Source organism: Helicobacter sp. T3_23-1059 (assembly GCF_053654515.1).
Genome location: NZ_JBSIUV010000003.1, coordinates 48,778 through 73,287, shown reverse-complemented (window position 1 = coordinate 73,287; position 24,510 = coordinate 48,778). Strand labels below are relative to the sequence as shown.

Here is a 24,510-nt window from a genome sequence, read left to right as displayed (position 1 = left end):
ACTATGCGAAATCTATAAGGAGAAAAAATGAAACCACAACATATCCAATACCCTAAAAATAGCATAAATAAAGGCAATCTAAACGCTAGCAAAATCTACCACTCCATAAAATCTAATGTCGCTAGGCTAAAAAACTCGGCTAGATTTTATTCTAGGCATATCACGCCTTTTGTTCCGCTAGCTTTTTTTGCGAAATATTCACAAAAAAAACGCGCACTTTTTTATGTGCTATTTTTAAGTCTTTTTGTGCTTATCCCCATAGCCCTCCACGCCAAAGATTCGCTAAATACAGGCGCATTGCTTGAGACGCTAAAATCTAGCGAAATCGCAAATGCAAAAATCATAAGCACGCAAGATTCTAATATCAATGGATTTTCGTTTGTCATCATTCAAAAAGACAATTTTCAAATCCCATTTTTTGCTAGCAATGACGGAAAAACGCTAATGATACTATCTAAAGAAGCCATTATTAGTCAAAATGTGGGATTTACAAAACTACTAGAATCTACCAACAAAAAAGTCCAAGATTTTAATGAAAAAGCTAGAGAAGATGCCGTCATAGCGATTTTTCAAAAATATCCAAATATGGTTTTAAAGCTTGAAGGAAAAAATAAAGATTCTAAAAAATCGACTACATATCTTGTGCTAGATACAAACTGCCCTTATTGCAAACAAGAGCTTAATAAAATTGATGGCTACCTAGCAAATGGGGATTTGCATATTTTGGTAGCAGGTGCGCTAAGCCTAGAATCCACCAAAAAAGCCGCATTTTTTTACACCAAGCTAAATGAGCAAAAAACCCAAGCAAGCAAACTATCCTACCTCAAAAAAGCCTTTGAGCCAAACTACAAAGCAGATGCAAATATAAACGCAGATAAGGCGATGAATATTTCTCACGAACTAGGAGAAGCAGGACTTCAAGGAGTGCCTTATATCATCAAACGATAGTTTGCAGTTTTGCAAGGGATAAAAGCGATATTTTTGTGTTTTTGCGTTGTAGTTAGTTTTTTTGCTATACAATCTTGCATTAAACCTTTTTGCAAAGTTTTTTGCATCAACCTTTGATAAAGGAGCAAACTATGATACAAGCATTTAATACCACAAAAAAAACCGCTCTAAAGCAACTTGCTTTTTTTGCATTTAGTGCTTTTGTCGCGCTAAATCTAAGCGGGTGTGCTTTGTTTCAAAATCTACAAAGCAAGGCAAAATCACAGGAAAAAACCGCTTCGCAAACCAAAGTCAAAAAAGCAAATCCAAATGTATTTGGTGGGCAATTTAGCGAAGAATCTAGAGAAGAATTTCGTCAGCTAATGCAACTTTATGCAAATGCTTATTATGAAGTCGTAACAAATGAAGACTACGGAAAAGCTACTCAAATGCTAAATGAATCTTGCAATCGAGGGCTAGGCACTTCTTGCTTTTTACTTGTGTCGTTTGAAGACTATGATGGCGAAGAAGAAAGACGAGAAGAAGACATCGAAATCGCCGCAGAAAAGCTAAAACACGACTGCTTTGCGCCAAAACCTACGATTAGGAGCGGTGCTAGCTGTGCGACACTAGCCGAGCTAGTCAAAAAAGAAAAGGTAGAATACGCTGAAGTCATCGAGCAGGCATTGTATGACAAAGGTTGCCAGCTAAATGACCCGCTATCTTGCGCGAGATATGCTGCAAATTATCTCAAAAATGAAGAGCCAGATTTATACAAACGATATGCCAACAAAGCCATACGCCAAGCAGCACTAGGGTGCAATCACGGAATGGGATTTTACTGCTTGCTTGCAGCAAACACTATCCAAATGCTCTACCAAGAGGATAAAGACGGCAAGGCAAAGGGATTTTGGAAAAGAGGCTGTGAGCTAAAAGATGGCTCAAGCTGCTATATGGTAAAAAGTATCGAGCAAAGAGAAAAGCTAGAGAGAATGCTAAAGCAAAAACAAGAAGCAGAAAAAGCCGCCCAAAAAGAAGCTAGCAAACGAGGGACGCAGACAAAGACAGATTCTAATGAAAGCGAGGTAAAAACAAACTAGCAAAGACAAGTAGATTTTGTTTTTTAAATTTTGCTCTTTTGACTTTGCAATGTTTTTAAGTCTTTAGATTTTAGTAGTATAATAATCTAAAGAAAAATAAAGGAGTAGAAGATGATGCTTACAGGGACGAAAGCGATGATTCTAGCAGGCTCTATGGTAGCTAGCGGTGGGGCGATGTATTTGGCTTACAATTATGACAAGATGTCTTTTGGCAGTAGCACACAATACACGCAACAAGAAACACAACAAATAAACGAAGATGAGTTACTGCCTATGGTGCAAGAATCCTGCAAAAAAACGATGAATGAGGAAATCGGCAGGGCGATAGGGGATAACCAAGTGCTAAAATATATGACAGATAGCGACAAAGCAGCTTACACGCTCAAAGTCTCTATCACTTACAATACATTCTATGGGCATTGTGTTCATCATTATATGGAAAACCTAGAATATCCTAATGATACTTCGATGTCAAAAGTGCTAAAAGATTTCACAGAAGAAACAGGTGGCATATCTCACAACTAAGCACATTAAATCATTTTGGTAATGTGTGGGATTGTGATTTTGTTATGATTTTGTGTGGCGTTTAAGAGGTATTTAAGAAGTGTTTAAAAGGCATTTTAGAGAATCTTAAATACCTAAATAACAATGAGATAGCCCAAAAATCGCAAAATATTTTGCTTGAAAAATATCTTGCTTGATAAGTCGCAATACTTAATAAACCCACGACTTGCCATACTTTTTTGTGTGTTTTGCTTCTATCATTTAAGTGTTGATTGAAAAGATTTTATTTCAATGATTTTTAAAAGATTTTGATTTAAAAATATTTAAGCAGGCCTCTTGTGATTTTTTTGTGATTTTGCGTGAATTTATAAAAAGGCATTATATGGAGCAAGCATTACTAGAATATTTTTATAGCAGTATCACGGTCGCGCCATTTTTTATCGCCTTTATTGCAGGTGCTTTATCGTTTTTATCCCCTTGCACATTGCCACTTATTCCGTTTTATATGTCTTATATTTCGGGTATTTCGCTATCAGAGCTGACTTCCTTGCATTCCCCACAAAATCTCAAAAACCACGAAAATCCAACCTCTGATACTTTGGATTTTGCCCACAAAACCACTACTAAAAACGCTACCAAAATCACCTACAAAACCACTACCAAATCTCCCCCAAAAGATTCCAAACAAAATCTATCCACTATCCGCTATCAAATCTTTATGCGCTCTTTTGCCTTTGTCATAGGATTTTCATCTGTGTTTATTGTGCTAGGCTCGGCATTGCGCAGTGTGTTTTTTGTGCTAGATTCTAGGATTTTAGAGATTATTGCAGGGGTTTTCGTGCTGATGTTTGGGGTGCATTTTTTGGGGATTTTGCGTTTTAGATTTTTGTATGCTACCAAAAAATTCAACTTAAAATTTGATGTTTCCAAAGATTTTCCATTAAAATCATTCATAAAGCCAGCCCTAAAGATTCTAGCCCCATTTTTGCTAGGTGTGAGTTTTGGGCTTGGGTGGAGTCCTTGCACGGGTCCTATTTTTGGCTCTATCGCGCTTATGGCTAGCACGACCGTAGTAGGTTTTGCCCTGCTTTGTCTTTATGCGCTAGGTTTTGCTCTGCCTTTTTTGCTTATCGCACTTATGTTGGAGAGAGGCTTTGAGCTAGCAGATAGGCTAAAGCCACATTTGCGAAAAGTAGAGATTTTATCAGGTGTGTTGCTTATTATCATTGGTGCATTTATCATTAGCGGAGATTTGGGTAAAATGATTGAATACTTTAGCCCCACATAATCTAGCAATCAAAAATCCTAACAATAAAATCCACCACAAAAGGAACAAAATGCTACTAAAAAATGGGACAATATGTGATTATAGCCAAGAGAGAAAAGCTGATGTCCGCATACAAAACGCTATGATAAAAGAAGTCGCACCAAACCTCACTCCAAATGCAAATGAGCAAGTCATAGACTGCAAAGACAAAACAATCTTGCCAGCCTTAATCGACATAGCCTACCCCAAAAACAAATCTCTATGTCGCAACACGCTACAATCTCTTAGCCAAAAAGCACTGCAAGGCGGTATCGGAAGTATCTTGCTTAGGGCTGATACTAGCCCTAGCATTGATTCAGAAGCCATTATCGAGCTTGTATCTAGCCTAGATTCCGCACTAAGCGTGCATTTTTTTTCTACGATTTTGCCTACCAAAAGCACTCCAAAAAATCCAAACGACACGATTTTGCAAGAATCTATCACTGAAATTGCCTCTCTTGCTAGCATAGGCGCGCACGCGATTTATCTGCCGACTCCCACTATCACAGGCTATGCCCTGCATAAAATTGCCCAATACGCTCAAATGCTACAAATCCCAATCATAGCCACCGCCAATGAAGCAAGCCTAGCCGATGGTGTAGTAGCCCAAAGCGAGATAAGCTCTATTTTAGGATTGCCATCAATCCCCTCTTTATCGCAGACTATGGAAGTTGCTAGACTCAGCGAGCTAGCTAGATTTAGCCAAACCAAATGGATTTTTGATTCTATCACGCATACTCAAAGCCTAAAAATCATCGACAATTTTAAGCAAATGGGCGCAGAGATTTTAGCACAAACGCCTATCCATCACTTGATTTTCACGCACGATGATATTGGCGAATACGACACACGCTTTAAGCTATTCCCCCCGCTTGTTAGCAAAGAGGAGCGCGACTTTTTGTGCGAAAATCTTATCTCTCAAATCGATATGCTTACTTGCTTGCAAAGCGATTCTTACAACTCGCTAAAAGATCAAGTATTTGAAAATGCTAGCTTTGGAATCAATGCGTTTGGATTTTATTTCCCGCTAGGTTTTACCCACCTTGTCAAAAGCGGATATATCTCTCTCTCACGATTTAGCGAGCTTACCTCACACGCCCAAGCACAAGCATTTGGGCTAAACAAAGGCGCGATTGCTAAAGGCAAAGATGCAGATATGATTATCATAGATTTACAATCACACACGCAGATAAATGACGCCGTTAGCCCATATCACGCGACCACACTACAATCTAAACTAATCCACACCATAATCAACGGCGACATAAAAATCTAAGATTTTTTGAGATTTTTTAATATTTTTTTTGGTTTTTTAGTGATTTCTTGCTATTTGTTGTTTTTATCATATTTTTTATCATATTGAGGTAGCGAAGTATCCACATATTTTGCAATGTTGGGATTTAATAAAAAATTGCGCTATGTTGCAAAAACTTACTTTTTTGGTATTTTAGTTTTTTTACAAAACCTAATCCACACAAAAAATCCCAACTTTTTAACCCCACGCCCTAAAAATTATTTCGCTTTATTTTTACTCTGTCTTTGGCATACTTTTTGCTAGCAAAATGGCGATTTTCGTATATGCGACTACTCCAACACTAAGAGAGCAAAAATGGATTTAACCTCGATTCTAGGCTTAGTTTTAGCCGTTGTATCAATCTCGGTAGGGGATATACTAGAGGGCGGAAACCCCCTGCATGTCGTGCATCTAAGCTCGTGTATCATCATTATCCCCACGACTATGTGCGCTTCTATGGCAGCTACGCACGCTTCTGCGGTGAAAGCTGCGTTTAAAGAGTTTAAAATCATTTTTATCCCTCCAAAAGTCGATATGGGTGCTAGGGTAAAAGAGATAGTCGAGCTATCTTCGGCAGCTAGACGTGATGGGATTTTGTCTCTAGAGGGACGCGCAGCAGGGATAGAGGACGATTTTTTGCGTGAGGGGCTAAATATGGTTATTGACGGACGGGAAGCAAAATCTGTGCACGAGGATTTGGAGATAAAGCTAGAGCAAATGGAGCATTACTACCACACAGCCGCGCATTATTGGCTACTAGCTGGCGAGTCCGCTCCTACATTTGGGCTAGTAGGTGCGGTTTTGGGGCTTATGCTAGCGTTGCAACTACTTGATGACCCACAAGCGATGGCATCAGGTATTGCGGGGGCATTTACCGCGACGGTTACGGGGATTATGACTTCGTATGCGATTTTTGGACCTTGGGGGCAAAAAATGAAAGCAAACGCGGGCGATATGATAAAAGAAAAAGAAATGATGATGGCAGGCATACTAGGCATAGCAAATGGCGAAAACCCGCGCAACCTAGAAGCAAAGCTATTTGGATTTTTACCACCGGGTGCGCCTAGAGTGTCTCAATTTGAATAGCGTGGCGTTTGAGTAGCGTAGCATTTGGATAATGCAAAGCAAAATCTAAGCAAAATAGAATCTAAAAAGGCAAAAAATGGCAAAAAAGAAAGCGGCAGAATGTCCCGCAGGCGAGAAATGGGCTGTCCCTTATGCGGACTTTCTTTCCTTGCTACTCGCGCTATTTATCGCACTTTGGGCGATTTCAAACACTGATGCTTCTAAAGCAAAGGCGATGAGCGATGCGATGATAAATGTGTTTAATGTCCCTCGCCCTAGCGTTACATTTCAGCCACTTATCCAGCGACCGCCAGACCCAGGGCAAGTGCGAGAATCCACAGAGGGCAGTATGCCTCATACCTCTGATGGTGCTTCGCCCTCCTTTGCTAGTGCGGGTGCAGTCTCTCAAATGCAAATGGCTATCCAAGATGGCGGGGTGCTAGAGCAAATAGAGCAGGGGATCGTGCTTAGATTGCCCGTTTTTTTGCCATTTGAGCAGGGCAAAGCAGATATTGCTTATAATGAAAACACCCTCTCTGTCCGCAGAATCGCCGAAGTGCTAAACAAACTCCCAGAAGAAGTCAAAATCGACATACGAGGCTACACAGATGATAAACCATTGCCAAAAGGTTCGCCATTTAAAGACAACTATGATTTAGCTGCCGCACGCGCTAGAGTCGTTACAGAGGGGTTATTTAAAAACGGCGCAACGCATAGCAATATATCCTACTCTGCGCACGGGGCTTCTAGCCCATCTGTGCCAAATACCACCGCTCAAAATCAGCAAAACAACAACCGCGTGGAGATTTTTATATTTACCTCGCCCACAGGACTTAGAGGGCTAAAATCCGTGCTAGATGAAAATATGAGCGGGACAACGCTAGAAGATGGCACACCATTTAACTAGGCTTGATTAGATTTTTTTTGTCATTGTGAGTGAAAGAAAATGAGTGCGGTAATATACCACCTTGTCATACTTAGTTTTCGCAAGAAACCAAAGTATCTTAAAATCTAAAAACGCAAATATAGATATTTCGGTCATTTTACTCTCTCAATATGACAATGCGTTTTTGTCATTGCGAGCCGTGCTTTCAGGGCGTGGCAATCTATTTATGGGATTTTGTCAAATGTGCGTTTTAGCATTTTATAGCGATAGATTACTGCGATTCTAGCCTTTTTGACAAAAGCCTAGAATCTCGCAATGACGGCAATCCTTATTGGGCTAAGTATTGCACAAAAATTCACAATGACAAATTATTTTTCAAACCTGTAAATCTTGCAACAACTGCAAAATCCAAAATAACACCCACAATAAAACAACAAAATTTTCTTATTAAAACAAGCATTTTAAGACTTTTATGAGAATTACGCGCATTTTTACTTTTTTGTATTATAATCCCCCGCGTTTTATCAAAGCAAAATAAAAACTGCTTTTGATAAGATATAAAATTATCCCTCAAAGGAGCATAAAATGTGCGTAAATCCTAAAAACATAAAAGATAAAAATATGGCGAATATTTCGCTGAAAATTTCGGCGATTTGTTTTACACTGCTTTGTCAAAGTCTAGCTACTAATGCGACTTTGGCTAATAACGAGAGAGAGAGAGAGAGAGAGTAACTCCGCGCTAAATCTTTCTAATGCCATTCTAAACAATGACGATAAAAATTCCACCTCCCTTGTAAATAATAATTCCACACTTTCCCCCTCCCTTGCGGAGGGGGTTAGGGGGTGGGTATCTCATCATTGCGAGCGTTGCAACTCCACGCGTGGCACAAGCCCACAGCTACAAAGTAGCAATTTAGCGCGTAAGCGCGAGTGGGCGCAGTTGCGCAAGCAAAATCTATATAGTAATGCAAACAAGGCAGATTGCCACGAATTTGCTAACGCAAATTCTCGCAATGACGAAAGCAAAATAAACCCACAAAAATACATAAAATTAGCCAAAATAGATTCTATTCGCACGGATTTTATGCAAGCATATTTACCACAAGAGGCAACAACTTCAAAAATAAATTCTATACAAAAAGATTTGCCACAAACCACAATAGATTCTATGCAAGTTGCAAACAACACAGCAAATACACAAAACAATGTTTTCATAAATAATTATAGAGATATTTCGCGCTACGCGCTCAATATGACAAATGATATAGATTCTATGAAATCAACAAAATCTATACAAACAGATTCTACAAAAATAGATTCTACGAAAAATTCAGCAGATTTTACTCAAACAAAATCTATGCAAGTAGAATCTATGCAAACAGATTCTACACCACAAACATTTGACAAATCCTCCCGCTACAATAAACTAAAAAAATCACAAGAAACTTCTAGCCAAAATCTGCAAGATAGCCAAAATCCACAAAAAAGTGAAAATCTACAAGAAAGTCAAAATCTACCAACAAATAAAAATCTGCAAGAAAACGAGAATCCACAAAAAAGTCAAAATCTGCAAGCAAACGACTTAGAATCAATAAACTTAGAAGCAAAAGATTTAGGCAAAATCGTAGCCACAGGGCATAAAACCAATATAGATACTATCACACAAAGAAATATCCAAATCATAAACAAAGCCGACTTGCAAAACAAAGGCTATACAAACCTCCAACAAGCCCTAGAGACAAACCCAAATATTAGCTTTTATGATAATGGATTTGGGCAAACCATCGACATTCGTGGACAGGGCGAAGATGCAAATCGCGCTGTAAAGATTTTGGTAAATCAAGTGCCAATCAACCTGCTTGACACTTCACACGGAGTATCGCCATATAATGCCCTAAATATCGAGGATATAGAATCCATAGAGATAATCCCCGGTGGTGGCTCTGTCATCTATGGCAGTGGCACGCGTGGAGGAGTGGTAAATTTTGTAACCAAAAAGCCTAGCAAGGATTACACAAGGGCTAGCATAAAATTTACAACCGCTGAGGCAAAAGGTTTGCAAGGTGGTAGTCTAAATCTAGGGATAGGGCAAGCAGTCAATAAAAGATTATTTTTGCGTGGTGATATGGCAATCAGCTATGTGGCAAATCCTAGAAATACAAGTGGCAAATCTTATGACTACTGCTTCCCAAAATCTAACACCAATGCCGATGGGAGCTGTGTAGGCACGGAAGGATACAGCGTAGAAAAAGTATTAAACGGAAAATCTTATAGCGATAATGCGAAAAATATCTATGTGGCATTTGGTGCAAACTATGACATAAGCCAAAGGCAGAATGTGGATTTTAATGTGAATTATACTAGAGGTTATGTGGTGCGACCAAGAGAGAGGCTTACACTTGCCAAAATCGTCCCATCTGCTGTGGATGGAAGTGTGGTATTTTTTGACAAAGAAGAGCTAAAAGATAGGCGATATAGCCCTGATGATGAGAGTATCAAATACACTACAAATGCCCTGCAAAGTAGCCTAACTTACAAACTAAATGCGCTAGAGAATCTAAAATTTGAAATGCTTGGATTTTTTCAAATGAGTAATTTGGTTTATAGCGATTATGAGTGGCTTGCAAAGAGCGATGGCATACAGGGCGATACAAAAATGAGTCAGCTAGGCTCTAGTTTTGCAAACTATGGTGGCGGGCTAAATTTTAGACTTAAACACATAAAAGGATTTAAAAACCTAAAAAATACCGCTATTGTCGGGTATGACTTAGGATTGTTGCATTCAAATCGCACAAATCACGCTACAAGGACTTATTCACACGGATATTTTTTGCAAGTGCATATCAATAGTGTGGGTAGCAAAATCCAAAATAGTATTTATATGCTAGATAATTTGCAATTTAATAAATATATTGACTTTACGCTAGGTGGGCGATATGAGCTAGCAAACTATCTCATAACAAGCGATCAAAAACGAACCACAGGAATGCCAAATGACATAGAAGAAACTTGCCCTGGAGCACCTACTTGCCACATTAAAGGAGTGCAACATTTTAGAGATTATCGGCAGGCTTATGCGTTTGAGATTACGCCTAGATTTTCATATAGCAATGATGGTAGCGTGTATCTAAAAGGCGAGGTAGGCTACATAAGCCCTAGCCCATATCAGATGGTGGATTCTGCTAAAATGAGCACGGCGTTTAATACGGATTTAGAACCTGTATATATCAACAATCTAAAAACCGAGCAACATATCACAGGCGAAGTTGGCATAGCGCAAGATTATCATATAGGCGAGGTTTTCAGCGGTGGCGTGTCTTTTGTGGGTTTTTATACGCATACTTTTAATGAAATCTATATTTATGATCAAGAGCATACGCTAGGCACAGCAAGGTTTGGAAATCTAGGGGCTACGCAAAGAGCGGGTTTTGAAGCTAGTGCAAATCAAACATTTTTCCAAAATCAATCCTTGCGCTTAAGCGAGGGAATCAACTATATTTATAGCAATGTGCTAGAAGTGGGGCTAGCTAGCACGAGCTATGACAAAGACGCACAAAAACTTATGCTAGGAGTGCTAAAAGGACAGCCTGTGCCTTTTGTGCCATTTTTTAAAGCTAGCTTGAAAATCGAAGCAGATTTTATCAACCACAAGCAGATTTTGCTAAGTGGATTTTGGCATAATACTTATGTAAGTGAGTCTAGCACGGCATTTGGCGTAAATAAAAAGCGGTATGATAATATTATGAATAAGGGTGGGTATGTGTTGGTTGATTTGGGGCTAAATATGCGCTATAAATATTTGAGATTTAATGTGGGGATTAGGAATTTATTAGATTCTTTGTATGCGACTTGGCAGACTTACTATATCGATGATCAGCCAGAGAGGGCGATGTATATGCCTGCGTTTGGGCGAAATTATTACGCAGAATTAAAATGGGAATTTTAGTATTTTGCATAAAATTTCATAAATAGATTTTAGGCAAATTGATTTTTGCTTAAACTTGATTATTTTTAAATCTAATTGCTTCAAACTTGCAAAGATTTACTAAATTTGATTTAGAGTGATAAAAATCATTGCGCATTCTTTCTTGCTAGTCTTGGAGTTTGTAAAGCAGGTTTGAAATCCCACCGATTCTATCGATTAGTAGCGTGTAGTTATCTTTTGCGTTGTTTTCTTCGCCTGCATATAGGCTAGTGATGACTACGCCTCCTAGCAGGCTTTTTGTAAAGACGCGTTTTTTCTTTGTGCGCACACTCCACGAGCTATGAGCCACCATAGCTTTGCCTTTATACTCGCCGATATATAGCATTATATGCCCTTTTAGCCACAATATACTTGCAAATGGCACACCATTTTCTAAAATATATTTCTCTTTTTGCGCTCTATCTAGTTTGTCTAGCTCTACCATATTTCTTGCCCATCTGCCTTGTGAATACGAGTTTCTAGGCATATATAGTCCAAAATTTGCAAACACATCACGGATAAAAGCTGAACAATCTCGATTGCTTAGATACCCGCCCCAGCCGTATTTATGCCCTATCATTGTGTTTATGATTTGAGCACTTAGCATAGGGGAGAAATTCTGTGGAAATTTCATAAAATCTTTTTGCTTTACTCGCGCTTCGATGAGCGTGGCTTTGCCTAAAATCTCTCTTTTTGCGATGTAGATTACATAATCGCTTCGCACCTCTTTTGCCACGCCCAAAATCTGCCCGATTCGCGCATAAGTCAAAAAATCGCCCTTTCTGTCATAAATAGGGATTTTATCTCGCACGGGCAAGATATAAGTAGAGAGTTTGCTTAAAATCTCGCGCTCATTTGCGTTTATGATAGCTAAATCTCGCACTTTTACCCACCCATATACAAAGCCACTTTGGATATGTGCCCACTCCTTTGAAGTGTCATAATGCGTAATCATCACAGGCGTATTTGCAAAAATCAGTGAGTTTTGCCATTGATCAAATGGATAATCATCAGCCCTTTTAAATCGTGGCTTATCACTTGGCACAGCGCGCACATCGGTTGTTTCTGTGATGATGGCTTTTGTAAGTGTGCTAGGGTAGGCTTTGATATTCATTCGTTCATAGATTTCTTTTGTCATTTCTAGAGAATTTGGAAATAGATTTTCCCCAAATCCTGTGTTTTTTAGCAACGAATCCTGCGCCCAAAACACCGCTTTTTTATCAGGATTTGCCTTTGTGAGCTCCCACGCAGAAAAATGCTCTTTTATGTAATTTTTTGCTAGGGATTCTAGCTTTTGTTTGGTTTGTTTGTCGGGTATTTTGTTAGATGATTTATCAGCTTTGCTAAGGTAAGTTAGAGCATCTTGGGAGTAGATACTTGGGTCTTTTGCAGGCAGGTTTATTTCTTTTATGCTACAACTTGTCAAAACAAAACAACAAGCAAGCAAAAGCACATTAGCAACTATATTTTTTATAAAATTTTTCAATGCGTATTTGTATAGCGCGTATTTAGCACTACTTTTAGCATTTTTATAATCGCTAAAATTAGCCATAAAATTAACCAAAAATCTCTGCGTATTTTGCTTCATCAAAACCTATGATACAAGAATCTGTTTTTAAGATTTGCCCTTTGTCTTGCGAGGCGTGATAGACTTCGATTATGGGGCGTTTGATAAGCGTTGGGTGCTGGCACATAAGGTTGATTTTGGCGTTTGTATCTAGCGTTTGTGTGGATAATTGTAGTTTTTTGTAAGTCATTCCTTTGGTATTGATAGTCGCCTCACCAAATGCGCTAAGCCAACGCGTAATATCCTCTTTGCTAGGCGGAGTTATCTTAAAATCAATAAATTCAAAATCTAGCCCCCTAGATTCTAAAAATCTAAGCCCTTTTTGCACACTTCCGCAGTTTTTTATCCCATAGATTTTGATTTTTTGTTTCATCATTTTTTTAGCTCCTTTAGCATATTTGTGATTCCTTCTTCTAGCATTTCATACACTTTGATAAATCCCTCGCTCCCACCATAATATGGGTCAGGCACTTCCTCGCCATCTAGCCCAAAATCCCCTAAAAGCGCGACTTTGTCCCTATCAAACCCAAACTGCAATAAAGAGGCATAATTTTGCCTATCCATCGCTACAAACAAATCTATATCGCTATGGCTATATGGGCTTACTTGCTTGCTTTTGTAATGTGAAATATCTATGCCGTGCTCTTTAGCAATGGCAATCGAGCGAGAATCTATGCTATCGCCATTATGAAAACCAGAAGTCCCAGCCGAGCTAAAATCTAGCGCGAAAGTTTGCGTAGAATCTGTATTTGATTTTGCATTAGATTTTGGGTTTATCTGCTTGGCATACAAATGCTTTGCTATGCCCTCTGCGAGAGGCGAGCGACAGATATTGCCCATACAAATAAAACATATTTTTTTGGTGTTTTTGATAGGATTTTTCATAATGTATTCTCTCTTATTTATTGGATTTTGTAGATTTTGCATTGCTAGTTGTTTTTCGCGTTGGCAATAGCTCTTTTAAGGTGCTTGGAGCAAATTTACCATTGATAATCCCGCTCATAAAATCCCCACACCACGCCATTAGCGCGATGATAAGAAACAAAATCCTAGCACTGCTATAATCCGCTTGAGCGATGATTTTGGAGCTAGCACTAAAAAAGATTACCCCCACTACAAGCCATAAAATATTTGCGTATTCATAAAAAGAAAACAGCTCTTTATTGCGCCAAAGCGATATGATAAGCAGTAATAACGCCACATAAAACAACGCTATATCAAAATAAAAAAAGATATTTTTTTTTGCATAGTAGGGCTGCAAAGCAAGCGCAAATAGCACAAAAAGCGTAGCACAAATGGAGGGCTTATATTTTTCAAGCAGTTTTCCCCACTTACTAAAAGGATTTAGACGCAGTTTAAAAGCAAGCAATAATAATGGCAAAAATATCAAAAATCCATAGCTAACACAATATAGCCCAATATCAAAAATCTGCCACAATATTAGCCCGCTTATCGTGTCATTTACTGCGTAGTTTATGCCGTAGGCTTGATGTTCAAGCTGTCCTTTTAAGATACGCAAAACAAGCACTATGCTTACAAAAATCGCCACTACAATGCTAAGCAAAGATTCTATGGATTTGTGTTGCTTTTTTTTGCGCATATAAAAGCAAAATCCAATACACATAGCCACCCACAAAAAAAGCAAAATATTGCTGATAAAATCAAACGCACGATGAGGGGAGGAAAAAATCAAAAAAAGTTGGTTGAAATTTTGGGAGATTTGAGAGACAAGTAGTGATAAAAACACAAACACTGCAAAGAAAAAGAAAAGTGAGGAAAAAATACGCACACTAGAAAAATTCATCACTACTCCTTAAAAAATTTATCAAAATATTGCTTACAAATGCTCATTAAATGTTATTTGAAATTTTTTGCTACAAAGCTATCTATGCCATCAGCAATGCCAATAGATAGCACCCTTTGATACGAATCATCATTAAGCCTTTGGGATTCTAGGGGGTGAGAATTATACCCTACTTCTACCAACACAGAGGGCATTAACGCACCCACTAGCACCCAAAAAGGTCCCTCTCTTACTCCATTATCTATAATCGTGCTTGGTGGATAGTTTGCTTGTAGATTTTGTTTGATTCCCGCTTGTATGTCGATAGCTAGGCGATTTGAAGCGATGATACGATGAGTTTCTAGCGTATTTAGAAATTGCAATTTTTGATACTTTGCCATCGTTTCCGTGTCGGCTTTGTTTTCTTGATCTGCGACATTTCTAGCATCTTCGCTTCTAGCCGCAGACAAAAAATAAGTCTCTATGCCACGAGGTGAGGTTTTGCCTTTGGGGACAGAATTTGCGTGGATAGAGATAAACAAATCTGCTTTTTTGTCATTGGCAAATTTGGTGCGTTCAGGCAGTTTGATAAAAATATCTCTATCGCGTGTAAGGTAGCTTTCATATCCGCGCTTTTTTAGCTCATTATGCACTTTTAGGGCGATTTTTAAAACAATATGCTTTTCACATACTTTTGTAACGCCTAATGTCCCACAATCCACGCCTCCGTGTCCCGGGTCGATTACGACTTTTATACCCTGTCTAGAGCTAGGCGTAGCAAGCATAGTAGATACAATCGTGCGAGGTGTAGGGGGCGTGTTTTTGGGAGTTTTGGCATTTTTGGTAGGGGATTTATTTTTAGCAGAATCTTTTTTTTGGGTTTCTTGTTTTTTAGCTTCCTTTTTGGGATTTTCTTTTTTTTGTGTCTTGGGAGTTTTTTTTGATTCTTGTTTAGCAGAATCTTTTTTTTGATTTTGGGTAGATTTAGCGTCTTTGTTTGCAGTGGCGTTTTGTGCGTTTTGAGGTTGGGTAGGTTTTGGCTGTGTTGGTGGGGTTTGCGTAGTTTGATTGGCTGGGGGTTTATTTTGGGTAGTTTGCGTGGCTTGTGTGCTTTGTGCGCTCTGCGTAGAATCTACAAATGACAAATAAAGATTTTTTTGCATTTGTTTTAGCTGGTAGTTTGTATTATTGCCATTTGTGATGACGATGCGGACGATTTCTGGGGTGTTTTGAGCGATTGTTACTTGGGCATTGCGCGGGAAAAAATACACTTTTCTGCCAATATCAAGCACGGCTTTTATATCTACATAATATGAGTTTTGATTTAGCTTGATAGGCGTGAGTGTGAGAGAATCTATATCGCTAGAAAAGACGATTTTTAGGCTACTTGCACCAAATGGAATCGCATTTGTTATGTGTGGATTTTGCGCCACTAAAGCAAGCGTGCAAGCAAATAATGCGGCTAGGGCTAGCAAAATCTGCCTCATAGCCTAGCCTTTTGTGAGTTCTTCTATTAGTTCTTTGACTGAGATGATTTTGTCGATTTTGTAGCCATTTGCACCTGTGAAATACAACCCCTCATCAATATCTCCTAAATGTGCCTTGCCAAGAGAATCCGCGATACAATACCCCACCTTTTTTGCCTCTGTGCCCCTTTGGCAAGGGGCTACGCAGTTGCTTATACATTTGATTTTGGGCGCATTGCCCTCTTTTAGTCGCTCTAAGACACCGATTTTTATCGCCCTTGCGGGATAGCCCACAGGGGATTTTACAAGCTCTATGTCATCTTTTTTTACCTTTGGCATTATGCGTTGATACACTTTAGCATCGCATTCAAAAGTGCCTAAAAATCGTGTCGCCATTTGCACGCCACTTGCTCCAAGTGTCAAAAATTTATCAATATCACTTCTATCCCAAATCCCGCCTGCAGCAATGATAGGGATATTTCCCCATTTTTTTGCTTCTTCTACTATGGGGGGCAAAATCGCTTCTAGCTGACATTCTGGCTTAAAGCAGTCTTCGTATTTAAACCCTTGATGTCCGCCACTTAGCGGTCCCTCTACGATAAAAGCATCGGGGATTTTTTTGTATCGCTCTTCCCACCTCTTGCATATAATTTTTATCGCTTTGATAGATGATACGATAGGCACAAGCGCGACATCAGGGAAGTTTTTGGTAAATTCTGGCATATTAGTAGGAAGCCCCGCACCCGTAACGATGATATTTGCCCCCGCTTCGCACGCATCGCGCACCACCCTGCCATAATCATTGATTGCGTGCAATATATTTGCCCCCAAAGGCTTCTCGCCACAGATTTTGCGAGCGTTTTTAAAGATTTCATTTAGAGCGATTTTTGAGTAGAAATTTAGCGTTTCAAATGGTTTGTTTAGCACGAGTTTTTCCACAAACTGCATTTTGTGATAATACCCCGTGCCAACCGCAGAAATAATCCCTAGCGCACCCTCTTTTGAGACATTTCCCGCTAGATTATCCCAGCTAATGCCAACACCCATTCCACCCTGAAATATGGGTAGTGCTATGCAGTGTTTGCCGATTTGTAATGGCTTTAGCTTGGTTTTCACTTAAGTCCTTTGTTGTGGTTATTTGATAATGGCGTTTAAAAATCTTCGTTTGCCTACTTGGATAATATGAGAGCCTTTGCCTAGTTTTAGATTCTCATCGGTGATTTTTTCTTTGTTGATTTTTAATGCTCCTGCTTTTATCTCTCGCCTTGCTTGTGAGCTAGATGGGCAAAGTCCGCTTTTTGCGAGAATCTCACATATCCACACCCCGCTTAAATCCGCATTTTCACAATCTTTTATCAAAAATGTGGATTTTGCAATATCTTGTGGAATCTCTTTATTTGCAAATACTAAATCAAACTCTTCTTTTGCCCTTTGTGCTAGCTCTAGGCTATGAAATCGCTCTGTAATCTCTAATGCTAGCATTTCTTTTGCTACTTTTGGGTGGAGTTTGCCATTTTCTACACTATGCTTTATGTCCTCTATTTCGCGGATATGTCTAGCACTAAGCAGTTCATAATACCTCCAAGACAGCTCATCAGAAATGCTCATAATTTTAGCATACATTGTGTTAGGATTTTGCGTAACTCCAATATAATTCCCTAGAGATTTACTCATTTTTTGCACACCATCTAGCCCTTCAAGCAGTGGCATTGTTAGAATGGATTGTTCTTTTGGCACTCCATAAGCCCTCTGCAAAGCCCTTCCCACAAGTAAATTAAACTTTTGGTCATTCCCCCCTAGCTCAATATCTGCTTGCAAAGCCACAGAATCATACCCCTGAAGCAATGGATAAATAAACTCAATAATGCTAATGGGTAGGTTATTTTGGTATCGTTTGGTAAAATCATCGCGCTCTAGCATTCTAGCGACTGAAAAATGTGCTGTGAGATTGACTAGCCCACCTATGCCAAGCTCATTTATCCATTTAGAATTAAAGCAAACCTCCGTATATTTTGGGTCTAAAATCTTAAATACTTGATTCTCATAAGTCTTAGCATTTTGCAAAACTTCCTCTTTGGTTAGTTGTTTTCGTGTCTGTGTCTTGCCGCTTGGATCGCCGATAGTCGCGGTAAAATCCCCGATCAAAAACTTCACACTTCCGCCGTATTTTTGAAAAGTAGCAAGTTTATTTAAAAGCACCGTATGTCCCAAATGCAAATCAGGCGCAGTAGGATCAAATCCCGCTTTTACGATAAACCTCGCCTCTTTAGAATCTTTGCATTTTGCTTTTTTGCTTTGGAAATATTTTTCTACAAGTGAGGCGATATATTCCTCTCCGATAAACTCACTAACCCCGCGCTTTATATCCGCCATAGCCTCCAAAGTCTCTTTAGATAATGACGCAGATAATGGCGTCTTGCTAGCAGAATCTATTTTAGAATCTTTTGGCATTTTTGTCCTTGTGTGTTGCATATCTAGCCTTTATAGGCGTCTTTAAAATTGCTAAATTCAATAATACTAAATTTTGTGTTAAGTGTATCCTTAATTTTTTTGTAATTTTTATCTTCTGTGTCAAAAATCACTTCGCAATATGACGCCGTTTGTGAATTATACCCACTATAATTGATACTTAGCACATTGCACCCCTGCTTTGCAAGGGTATTGATAAACAAAGCTAGCATTCCTTGCTTATCCTCTAGTGAGACGATGACTTTATGGACTTGCTTATCGATTTGCGCCCATTTGGTTAGCACCATTGGTTGCCCTTCTTTTATGGTGTCATTTAGCTTGTCGCATAGCTTGTGGTGGATTATGACTTTTTGGTTTGTTAGCACGCCCATTATGGAGTCGCCATATTTTGGACGACAGCAGTAGTCAAACCCCACTCCATTTATGGTGTGGTTGCTACAAAAGATAAAATTCTCTAGTTTTATTTGTTTTGGGGCTAGCATATTAAAACGGATTTTGACAAAGAGATTTGAGCCGAGCGAAAAGCTATCTTTGATTTTCTCGCACGCTTCGATTAGGTGTTTTTCATCGCTTACACATTTTACCAAATCCCTATCAAGCCCTTTTATGCTCAAATATCGCCCAAAAATATCAGGGTCTTTGCTAAAAATCGTAGCCAAAATATTGATAGCGGCTTTTTTTTCGACTTCTTTTATGCGATTTTGGGCTTGGATTTTTAGCTGATTTTTAGCACGAGAGGTTTTGACAGCATCTATCCAAGTGTATTTTGGATTTTCTTTTTCATCGCTTAGGATTCTCACTATATCGCCACTTTTTAGTCGCTGAAGCAGGGAGGATTCTTGATTGTTGATATAGGCTACTTTTGCGTGGTCGCCTAGCTTTGTGTGGATAAGGTAGGCATAGTCTAGTGCCACTGCCCCCAAAGGCAGGCTAAAAGTATCGCCATCGGGCGAAAATACGACTATATCTTCTCGGTATAAATCATTTTTTGCTAGCTCATAAAACTCCTCAATATCGTTATTTTGATATTGCAAGTTTTGTAGCCACTCTAGGCTTGGTGCGATAGAGCCATCACTTTTATATTTCCAATGCGCCGCCACGCCAAATTCTGCATTTTTGTGCATATCAAAAGTGCGGATTTGCACTTCAAATACGCGTGATTTATCAAACACCGTGGTGTGAATGGTCTGATAAGCGTTTTCTTTTGGTAGGGCTATATAGTCTTTGAAGCGCGATATTATGGGCTTAAACTCATTATGAATAATCCCTAACACCTTGTAGCAATCTAGCACACTCCCCACAATCACTCGCAACGCAAGCAAGTCCAAAATCTCATCAATGCCTATGCCTTTTCTTTGCATTTTTAGATACATTGAATACGGCCGTTTTATGCGGTATTCTAGCTTAAAGTTTGATTCTGTAAAGCCATTTTGTAATAACAACGCTTGAATGGTTTGTGAAAAATCATTTAACTGCAAAGTTAAGGGTTGATTATTATCTTTCAAAAAATCTTGGATTTTGCCATATTCTTGCGGAAAAATATAAAAAAAGCTTTTGTCCTCTAGCTCATTTTTTATGCTTGAGATTCCTAGTCTATGAGCGATTGGGGCATATACTACTAGCGTTTCTTTTGAAATTCGCAGTCGTTTTTCCTCGCTTAGTGCCTCTAGGGTAAGCATATTATGCAATCTATCGCTGATTTTGATTACAAGCACGCGCGGGTCATTTACCGCTGCGATTAGCATTTTGCGAAAAGTTAGCGCGCTTATGGCAAGTTTTTGGTTGGCATTTTTTGTGCCTAGCTCTTCTTCGCGGATTTCATCGATTTTGGTAAGCCCATCTACAAGCAGGGCGACTGCCTCTCCAAAATCATTTTTGACATTATCTAAATTGATTTGCGTATCCTCTACCACATCGTGGAGCAATGCCGCACATACCATTGCTTCATCGCCACCATAAAAAGCCACCAAACACGCCACACACATAGGATGCACGATATAAGGCTCGCCACTTTTGCGAAACTGCCCCTCGTGGCTACTTTGCGCACAAAGTATAGCGCGTTTGATATTTGGCGTAATCTTACAAAGGGTGGATAAAAATGCCTTTGCATCAGCAAATGTTTTTAGTTGTTGGATTTGTGTGAAGATTTCCAAAATGGATTCCTAAACAATGAAAATATATCAAACGAAGGCAAAATCCTAAACCTCTTAGAATCTAACTAAATATTTTTCATTAACGATTTTTATATCAAAGATTCTAGGAGGTTTGCAAGTTTATATGAAACTTGTATAAACTTGCACAAAAATCTTAAAAAAGATTTTCGCTTGGGTTGTCTATGCGCTCTAAGACTAGCTTGCCCTCGGCTATCTCGCGCAGCGCAATATCAGTTAGCTTTTCTTTTCTAGGGTTTGCTTCTACTAGGATTTCAGCACCATTATTTAGCTGTTTTACGCGCTTAAAAATCATATTTGATAGAATGTAGCGGTCGTTATTTACCCGCTCTAGCGCAGCTGCTGTGATTTCCTCGCTTCTTTTTGCATTTCGTCTCATTGGTGTCCTTTTTGTGAGGTTATTAGCCTAGTTAGGCTTTTGTTGCTTTAAAAGCGCGTATTATACAACGATTTTACTTTGATATTCCTTTATAATTTGATAATTCCTTAAAGATAATCACTCTATAATTTCGTATTTGATTTTAAGATTTTAGTGTAGCGTTGCTAGGCGTTAAACTAGCGTTGCAAAGGCTTTTTTAGATTTTTATTTGGATTTTAGCGCAGGAGTTTTTATGGATTTGCACGACATATCAAGTTTGTTAGACGCATTTGTAAAATCCATAGACAAAGAAGTGCTAAGCGCGATAAATACGCTAGAATCAAATGGCTTTATGGCGTTTGTGGTGGGGGGTTGCGTGCGAGATATATTGCTAGAAAAAAAGCCAAAAGATTATGACATCGCCACAAATGCAACGCCTAATGAGATTTTAAAAATCTTTACTAACGCAGGACATAAATGCCTAGAAATAGGCAAAAGCTATGGCACAATCTCCATTTCAAAATCGCCCATAAAACATTGTAAAAAAACTAAACAAAATCTAGCACAAAATTTAACGCAAAATCTAGCAAGACAAGATGGGCAATCTAGCGATTTTATCGAGGTTACGACATTTCGCAACGATAGTGAGTATGTCGATGGGCGACACCCAAAAAGCGTGGAATTTGGGGATAATATTATGCAGGATTTAGCTCGCAGAGATTTTACTATCAATGCCATTGCCTTTAGTCCTAGCAAATGCACGCTAATTGATACATTTAGCGGGCTAAATGATATAAAATCTAAAACCATATCTTGCGTAGGAAATCCAAATATTCGATTTAGCGAGGATTATTTGCGAATTTTGCGGGCTTTGCGCTTTAGCTCTACGCTTGGATTTAGGATTGGACGCAAGACAAAAAGCGCGATAAAAACGCATATAAAAATGCTAGATTCTCTCTCAAAAGAACGCATAAACGCAGAATTTAGCAAGCTAATTTTGGGGGATTTTGCTTGCGAGGTGCTTAGCGAGTTTAGCGAGGTGGTGGGCATAGTCTTTAATGTGGATTTAAAAAATAGCGAGATTTTAGGCAATATTTCTTTGCTTAAGCAAACGCCAAAAGATTTGATTTTGCGCTTAAGCGTGCTAAGCTATGGGATTTTTGGCGAGGGGAGCAATGCTAGCAAAAAAGCAAAATTTGCTCTAAAAAATCTGCGATATAGCAATGAAATCATTGAAAGCGTTTGCTTTTTGCTAGATTTTGTGCTTAGTGCGTTTGAGTGCGTTTGCAAAAATGCAAACAAAAATAGACAAGCACAAAAAATCGCCCTAAAAATGCTACTAAAAGATTGTGATAAAAACGGCGAAATCGCGCTAAAAAAGGCAAAATCTTTGCTAGATTTTTTAGAAATTATTTGTGAAAAAAGTTGTAAAAAAAATCAAAAAACGCAAGTAAAAAATGCAAAATCTATGTTAAGGCAAATTATGGATTTTCAACAAATTATGGATTTTCAAAAAGTAGATTCTAAACATATAAAAGAGTGCTTTTGTTTAGCGCAACTAGCAATCAAAGGCGATGAGGTAAAATCTATCCTGCAAACTCAAAATGCTCCACAAAATCAAAAAATACAGGGCAGACACATTGGCAAAATCTTAGATTTTTTGCTTTTAGGCGTGATAAAAGAGCAAATCCCAAATGAGCAATCCGCCCTAAAAAAAGCGATAATAAACTATCTAAAATCCAAAGGGGCATAAGTGATAATATGTGGAATCGATGAGGCAGGCAGAGGATGCTTGGCTGGCTCGCTTTTTGTCGCGGGCGTGGCGTGCAAAGAAGCAGTGCTAAAAAATGGCTTAAATGAAAATCTAATAAAAATGGGCATAAAAGATAGCAAAAAACTAAGCAAAAAAAAGCGATACGCGCTAGAATCTAGGCTAGAAACAATGTCGCATTTATGCCATTTTGTCGTAGAAAAAACCGCTAGCGAGATTGATTCTAAGGGCTTAAGTGTGTGCTTAAAAGAGGCATTAGAAGAGATAATAAAATGTGTGATAACGCAGGATTTTAAAAATGATTTGTGTGCGAAAAAAGCGCAAAAAACGCAGTTGCAAAATCCGCAAAATCCACAAAATCAACAAAATTCACAAAATCCGCAAAAAAACCAAAATCCACAAGATTTTAGATTTTATTTCGATGGCAATAGCACATTTGGCGCGAGCGTGGCAAACGCTCTAAGATGCATAAATCTAGCCCAAACAAACGACATAAACGCCACACTAGAATGCGTAATCAAAGGCGATGAAAAAATCCCGCTAATCTCGTGTGCGTCAATCTATGCTAAATGTGCCAAAGACACCCAAAGCGCAAATTTAGCCAAAATCTATCCTCAATATGACTTCGCCACAAACGCAGGCTATGGCACAAAAGCACATATCAACGCTATCTTAAAACACGGAATCTCGCCTATTCACCGCGCTAGCTTTTGCGTAAAATTTGTCGATAGTGGGGAATCTAGGGTTTGTGGCGATTCTAGGCAATTTAGCTATTTTGCAAAATCTAGCGACACTAAAATCTAACAAGCCAAAATCTAGCAATTATAAAATCTAGCGACACGGATTCTAGCAATTTGGATTTTAAAATCATAAAAATCTAACAAAATCTAAAATAATCTCAAATCCACAAAAAGCGCGAAAAACGCAGGATTTTAAAAACCATTTTTGAAGGTTATACAAAATCAATCAATATTTTTTAAATATGTCTTGGTGCCTGCCTATTCTTGTTAGATAGAGTATATCAGCTTCTATTTTGTAGATTAGCAATAAATTTGGTTTGATATGACACTCGCTAAACCCTGCGTAATCGTGCTTTAAAAAATGATTGCGGTGTTTTGGCTCTAGTGGCTGATTGTTTGCCAAACGCTGAATAATCTTGTCAATCTCGGCGATTTCTGCTTCTTTGATAAAACCTTGCTTTGTAGCTTTTTTAAAATCCTGCTTAAATGAATTTTTGGAAACAATCTCTTTAATCATTTTTGTGCAAGCTCTTTTAGATAATCTGCGATTTTTTCTACCTTGACTATATCATCGTTTTTGCTGATTGTTTCGCATTTTTTCATCGCTTTGATAGTTTCTTTATTTGGCACATATTTTTCTTTAAGAGCCTTTTTTATTTTGCTTTCTTTTTCTAGCCAAGCATTCAGTTTTTTTTCCAATGCTTTTTTTTCGTTTTGGATAAGCGTAATTTTATTCCTTGTGCTCGCAAGGTTATCTAGCAATCTACGCTCGCTGTAATTATTATAATTAGCCGTTGTCATCGTTATTTCCTCTGTTTTTAAAATGCAACATAATCAAATGGATAAATTTCAAAAGTATAGCATTAGGTATGATAACAATAGCCCAAATATGCACAAAATCTAACAAAATCTAAAATCCCTAAAAATGCGTGATAAATCAAGCCATAAAAATGACTTGATTTGTGCGGGGGTGGGTTTAAATCTGTTTTGTGGCGGATTTAAACCTGTTTTTACTCGCTTTTTAGGCAAATTTAGGCTAATTTCGCAAATTGTTTTAAGCGAATGATTTAGCCCAAAAACTTGCGTGCAAATTGATTATTACGCAGATGATTTTATGGCAAGCTATTTTATAAAATTAA

Annotated in this window: 22 protein-coding genes and 1 pseudogene; 12 read left to right on the top strand and 11 right to left on the bottom strand. The window is 38.5% G+C overall.

What is annotated here, in order from left to right:
• The first annotated feature begins 27 nt into the window (after nt 1-27).
• The 10 genes and pseudogenes from ACWIX0_RS01585 to ACWIX0_RS01540 all read left to right on the top strand — a co-directional run bounded on the left by ACWIX0_RS01585 (nt 28) and on the right by ACWIX0_RS01540 (nt 11,028).
• Nucleotides 28-948, top strand: coding sequence for a hypothetical protein (locus ACWIX0_RS01585; protein WP_454171363.1), 921 nt, complete (start codon nt 28-30; stop codon nt 946-948).
• Nucleotides 949-1,079: 131 nt separating this feature from the next.
• On the top strand, nt 1,080-2,027 hold the full coding sequence (locus ACWIX0_RS01580; RefSeq protein WP_454171361.1) for a hypothetical protein: 948 nt from the start codon (nt 1,080-1,082) through the stop codon (nt 2,025-2,027).
• Between the two features lie 111 nt (nt 2,028-2,138).
• Complete coding sequence (locus ACWIX0_RS01575; RefSeq protein ID WP_454171359.1) at nt 2,139-2,552, top strand: hypothetical protein; 414 nt, start codon at nt 2,139-2,141, stop codon at nt 2,550-2,552.
• A 361-nt stretch (nt 2,553-2,913) separates the two neighbouring features.
• Nucleotides 2,914-3,072, top strand: a pseudogene (locus tag ACWIX0_RS01570) (cytochrome C biogenesis protein); the annotation flags it as partial.
• Between the two features lie 796 nt (nt 3,073-3,868).
• Nucleotides 3,869-5,113: an amidohydrolase family protein gene (locus ACWIX0_RS01565; protein WP_454171357.1), complete on the top strand. Its 1,245-nt coding sequence runs from the start codon at nt 3,869-3,871 to the stop codon at nt 5,111-5,113.
• Between the two features lie 333 nt (nt 5,114-5,446).
• The gene (motA, locus tag ACWIX0_RS01560) at nt 5,447-6,217 is read left to right on the top strand and encodes a flagellar motor stator protein MotA (RefSeq protein WP_454171355.1); all 771 of its coding nucleotides are present in this window, start codon (nt 5,447-5,449) and stop codon (nt 6,215-6,217) included.
• 76 nt (nt 6,218-6,293) lie between these two features.
• Nucleotides 6,294-7,103 carry a flagellar motor protein MotB gene (locus ACWIX0_RS01555; protein ID WP_454171353.1) on the top strand — a complete coding sequence of 270 codons (810 nt, stop codon included), beginning with the start codon at nt 6,294-6,296 and terminating at the stop codon, nt 7,101-7,103.
• Between the two features lie 61 nt (nt 7,104-7,164).
• Complete coding sequence (locus tag ACWIX0_RS01550; RefSeq protein WP_454171351.1) at nt 7,165-7,368, top strand: hypothetical protein; 204 nt, start codon at nt 7,165-7,167, stop codon at nt 7,366-7,368.
• A gap of 299 nt (nt 7,369-7,667) precedes the next feature.
• Nucleotides 7,668-7,814: a hypothetical protein gene (locus ACWIX0_RS01545; RefSeq protein ID WP_454171349.1), complete on the top strand. Its 147-nt coding sequence runs from the start codon at nt 7,668-7,670 to the stop codon at nt 7,812-7,814.
• Complete coding sequence (locus tag ACWIX0_RS01540) at nt 7,771-11,028, top strand: TonB-dependent receptor plug domain-containing protein (protein ID WP_454171347.1); 3,258 nt, start codon at nt 7,771-7,773, stop codon at nt 11,026-11,028. Before ACWIX0_RS01545 ends, ACWIX0_RS01540 begins: the two co-directional genes overlap by 44 nt.
• 145 nt (nt 11,029-11,173) lie before the next feature.
• On the opposite strand, the gene ACWIX0_RS01535 is transcribed toward ACWIX0_RS01540, so the two are convergent.
• From ACWIX0_RS01535 to ACWIX0_RS01495, 9 genes are all read right to left on the bottom strand, one after another.
• Nucleotides 11,174-12,598, bottom strand: a complete 1,425-nt coding sequence (locus ACWIX0_RS01535) for an SH3 domain-containing protein (RefSeq protein ID WP_454171345.1) — start codon at nt 12,596-12,598, stop codon at nt 11,174-11,176.
• 4 nt (nt 12,599-12,602) lie between these two features.
• Nucleotides 12,603-12,989: an arsenate reductase family protein gene (locus tag ACWIX0_RS01530; protein WP_454171343.1), complete on the bottom strand. Its 387-nt coding sequence runs from the start codon at nt 12,987-12,989 to the stop codon at nt 12,603-12,605.
• Nucleotides 12,986-13,540 carry a low molecular weight protein-tyrosine-phosphatase gene (locus tag ACWIX0_RS01525; protein ID WP_454171341.1) on the bottom strand — a complete coding sequence of 185 codons (555 nt, stop codon included), beginning with the start codon at nt 13,538-13,540 and terminating at the stop codon, nt 12,986-12,988. Before ACWIX0_RS01525 ends, ACWIX0_RS01530 begins: the two co-directional genes overlap by 4 nt.
• On the bottom strand, nt 13,512-14,417 hold the full coding sequence (locus ACWIX0_RS01520) for a hypothetical protein (protein ID WP_454171339.1): 906 nt from the start codon (nt 14,415-14,417) through the stop codon (nt 13,512-13,514). The genes ACWIX0_RS01525 and ACWIX0_RS01520 overlap by 29 nt, the downstream gene beginning before the upstream one ends.
• 53 nt (nt 14,418-14,470) lie before the next feature.
• Nucleotides 14,471-15,883: an N-acetylmuramoyl-L-alanine amidase gene (locus ACWIX0_RS01515; RefSeq protein WP_454171337.1), complete on the bottom strand. Its 1,413-nt coding sequence runs from the start codon at nt 15,881-15,883 to the stop codon at nt 14,471-14,473.
• Nucleotides 15,884-15,886: 3 nt separating this feature from the next.
• Nucleotides 15,887-16,978 (bottom strand): nitronate monooxygenase, encoded by a 1,092-nt coding sequence (locus ACWIX0_RS01510; RefSeq protein WP_454171335.1) that lies wholly within the window; start codon nt 16,976-16,978, stop codon nt 15,887-15,889.
• An 18-nt stretch (nt 16,979-16,996) separates the two neighbouring features.
• Nucleotides 16,997-18,235, bottom strand: coding sequence for a tyrosine--tRNA ligase (tyrS, locus tag ACWIX0_RS01505; RefSeq protein ID WP_454171437.1), 1,239 nt, complete (start codon nt 18,233-18,235; stop codon nt 16,997-16,999).
• 101 nt (nt 18,236-18,336) lie between these two features.
• Nucleotides 18,337-20,484 (bottom strand): RelA/SpoT family protein, encoded by a 2,148-nt coding sequence (locus tag ACWIX0_RS01500; RefSeq protein WP_454171333.1) that lies wholly within the window; start codon nt 20,482-20,484, stop codon nt 18,337-18,339.
• Nucleotides 20,485-20,638: 154 nt separating this feature from the next.
• Nucleotides 20,639-20,881, bottom strand: a complete 243-nt coding sequence (locus tag ACWIX0_RS01495) for a DNA-directed RNA polymerase subunit omega (RefSeq protein WP_454171331.1) — start codon at nt 20,879-20,881, stop codon at nt 20,639-20,641.
• A 232-nt stretch (nt 20,882-21,113) separates the two neighbouring features.
• Here ACWIX0_RS01495 and ACWIX0_RS01490 point away from each other — a divergent pair, with 232 nt between their 5' ends.
• Nucleotides 21,114-22,613, top strand: coding sequence for a CCA tRNA nucleotidyltransferase (locus tag ACWIX0_RS01490; protein ID WP_454171329.1), 1,500 nt, complete (start codon nt 21,114-21,116; stop codon nt 22,611-22,613).
• A complete protein-coding gene (locus tag ACWIX0_RS01485) occupies nt 22,614-23,435 on the top strand; it encodes a ribonuclease HII (RefSeq protein WP_454171327.1) in 822 nt (273 codons plus the stop codon).
• Nucleotides 23,436-23,597: 162 nt separating this feature from the next.
• Here the strand turns inward: ACWIX0_RS01485 and ACWIX0_RS01480 are convergent, their stop codons facing one another.
• Entirely contained in the window at nt 23,598-23,888 is a 291-nt protein-coding gene (locus ACWIX0_RS01480; RefSeq protein WP_454171325.1) for a type II toxin-antitoxin system YafQ family toxin, read from the bottom strand.
• Nucleotides 23,885-24,172: a hypothetical protein gene (locus ACWIX0_RS01475; protein WP_454171323.1), complete on the bottom strand. Its 288-nt coding sequence runs from the start codon at nt 24,170-24,172 to the stop codon at nt 23,885-23,887. The genes ACWIX0_RS01480 and ACWIX0_RS01475 overlap by 4 nt, the downstream gene beginning before the upstream one ends.
• Between the last annotated feature and the right edge of the window lie 338 nt (nt 24,173-24,510).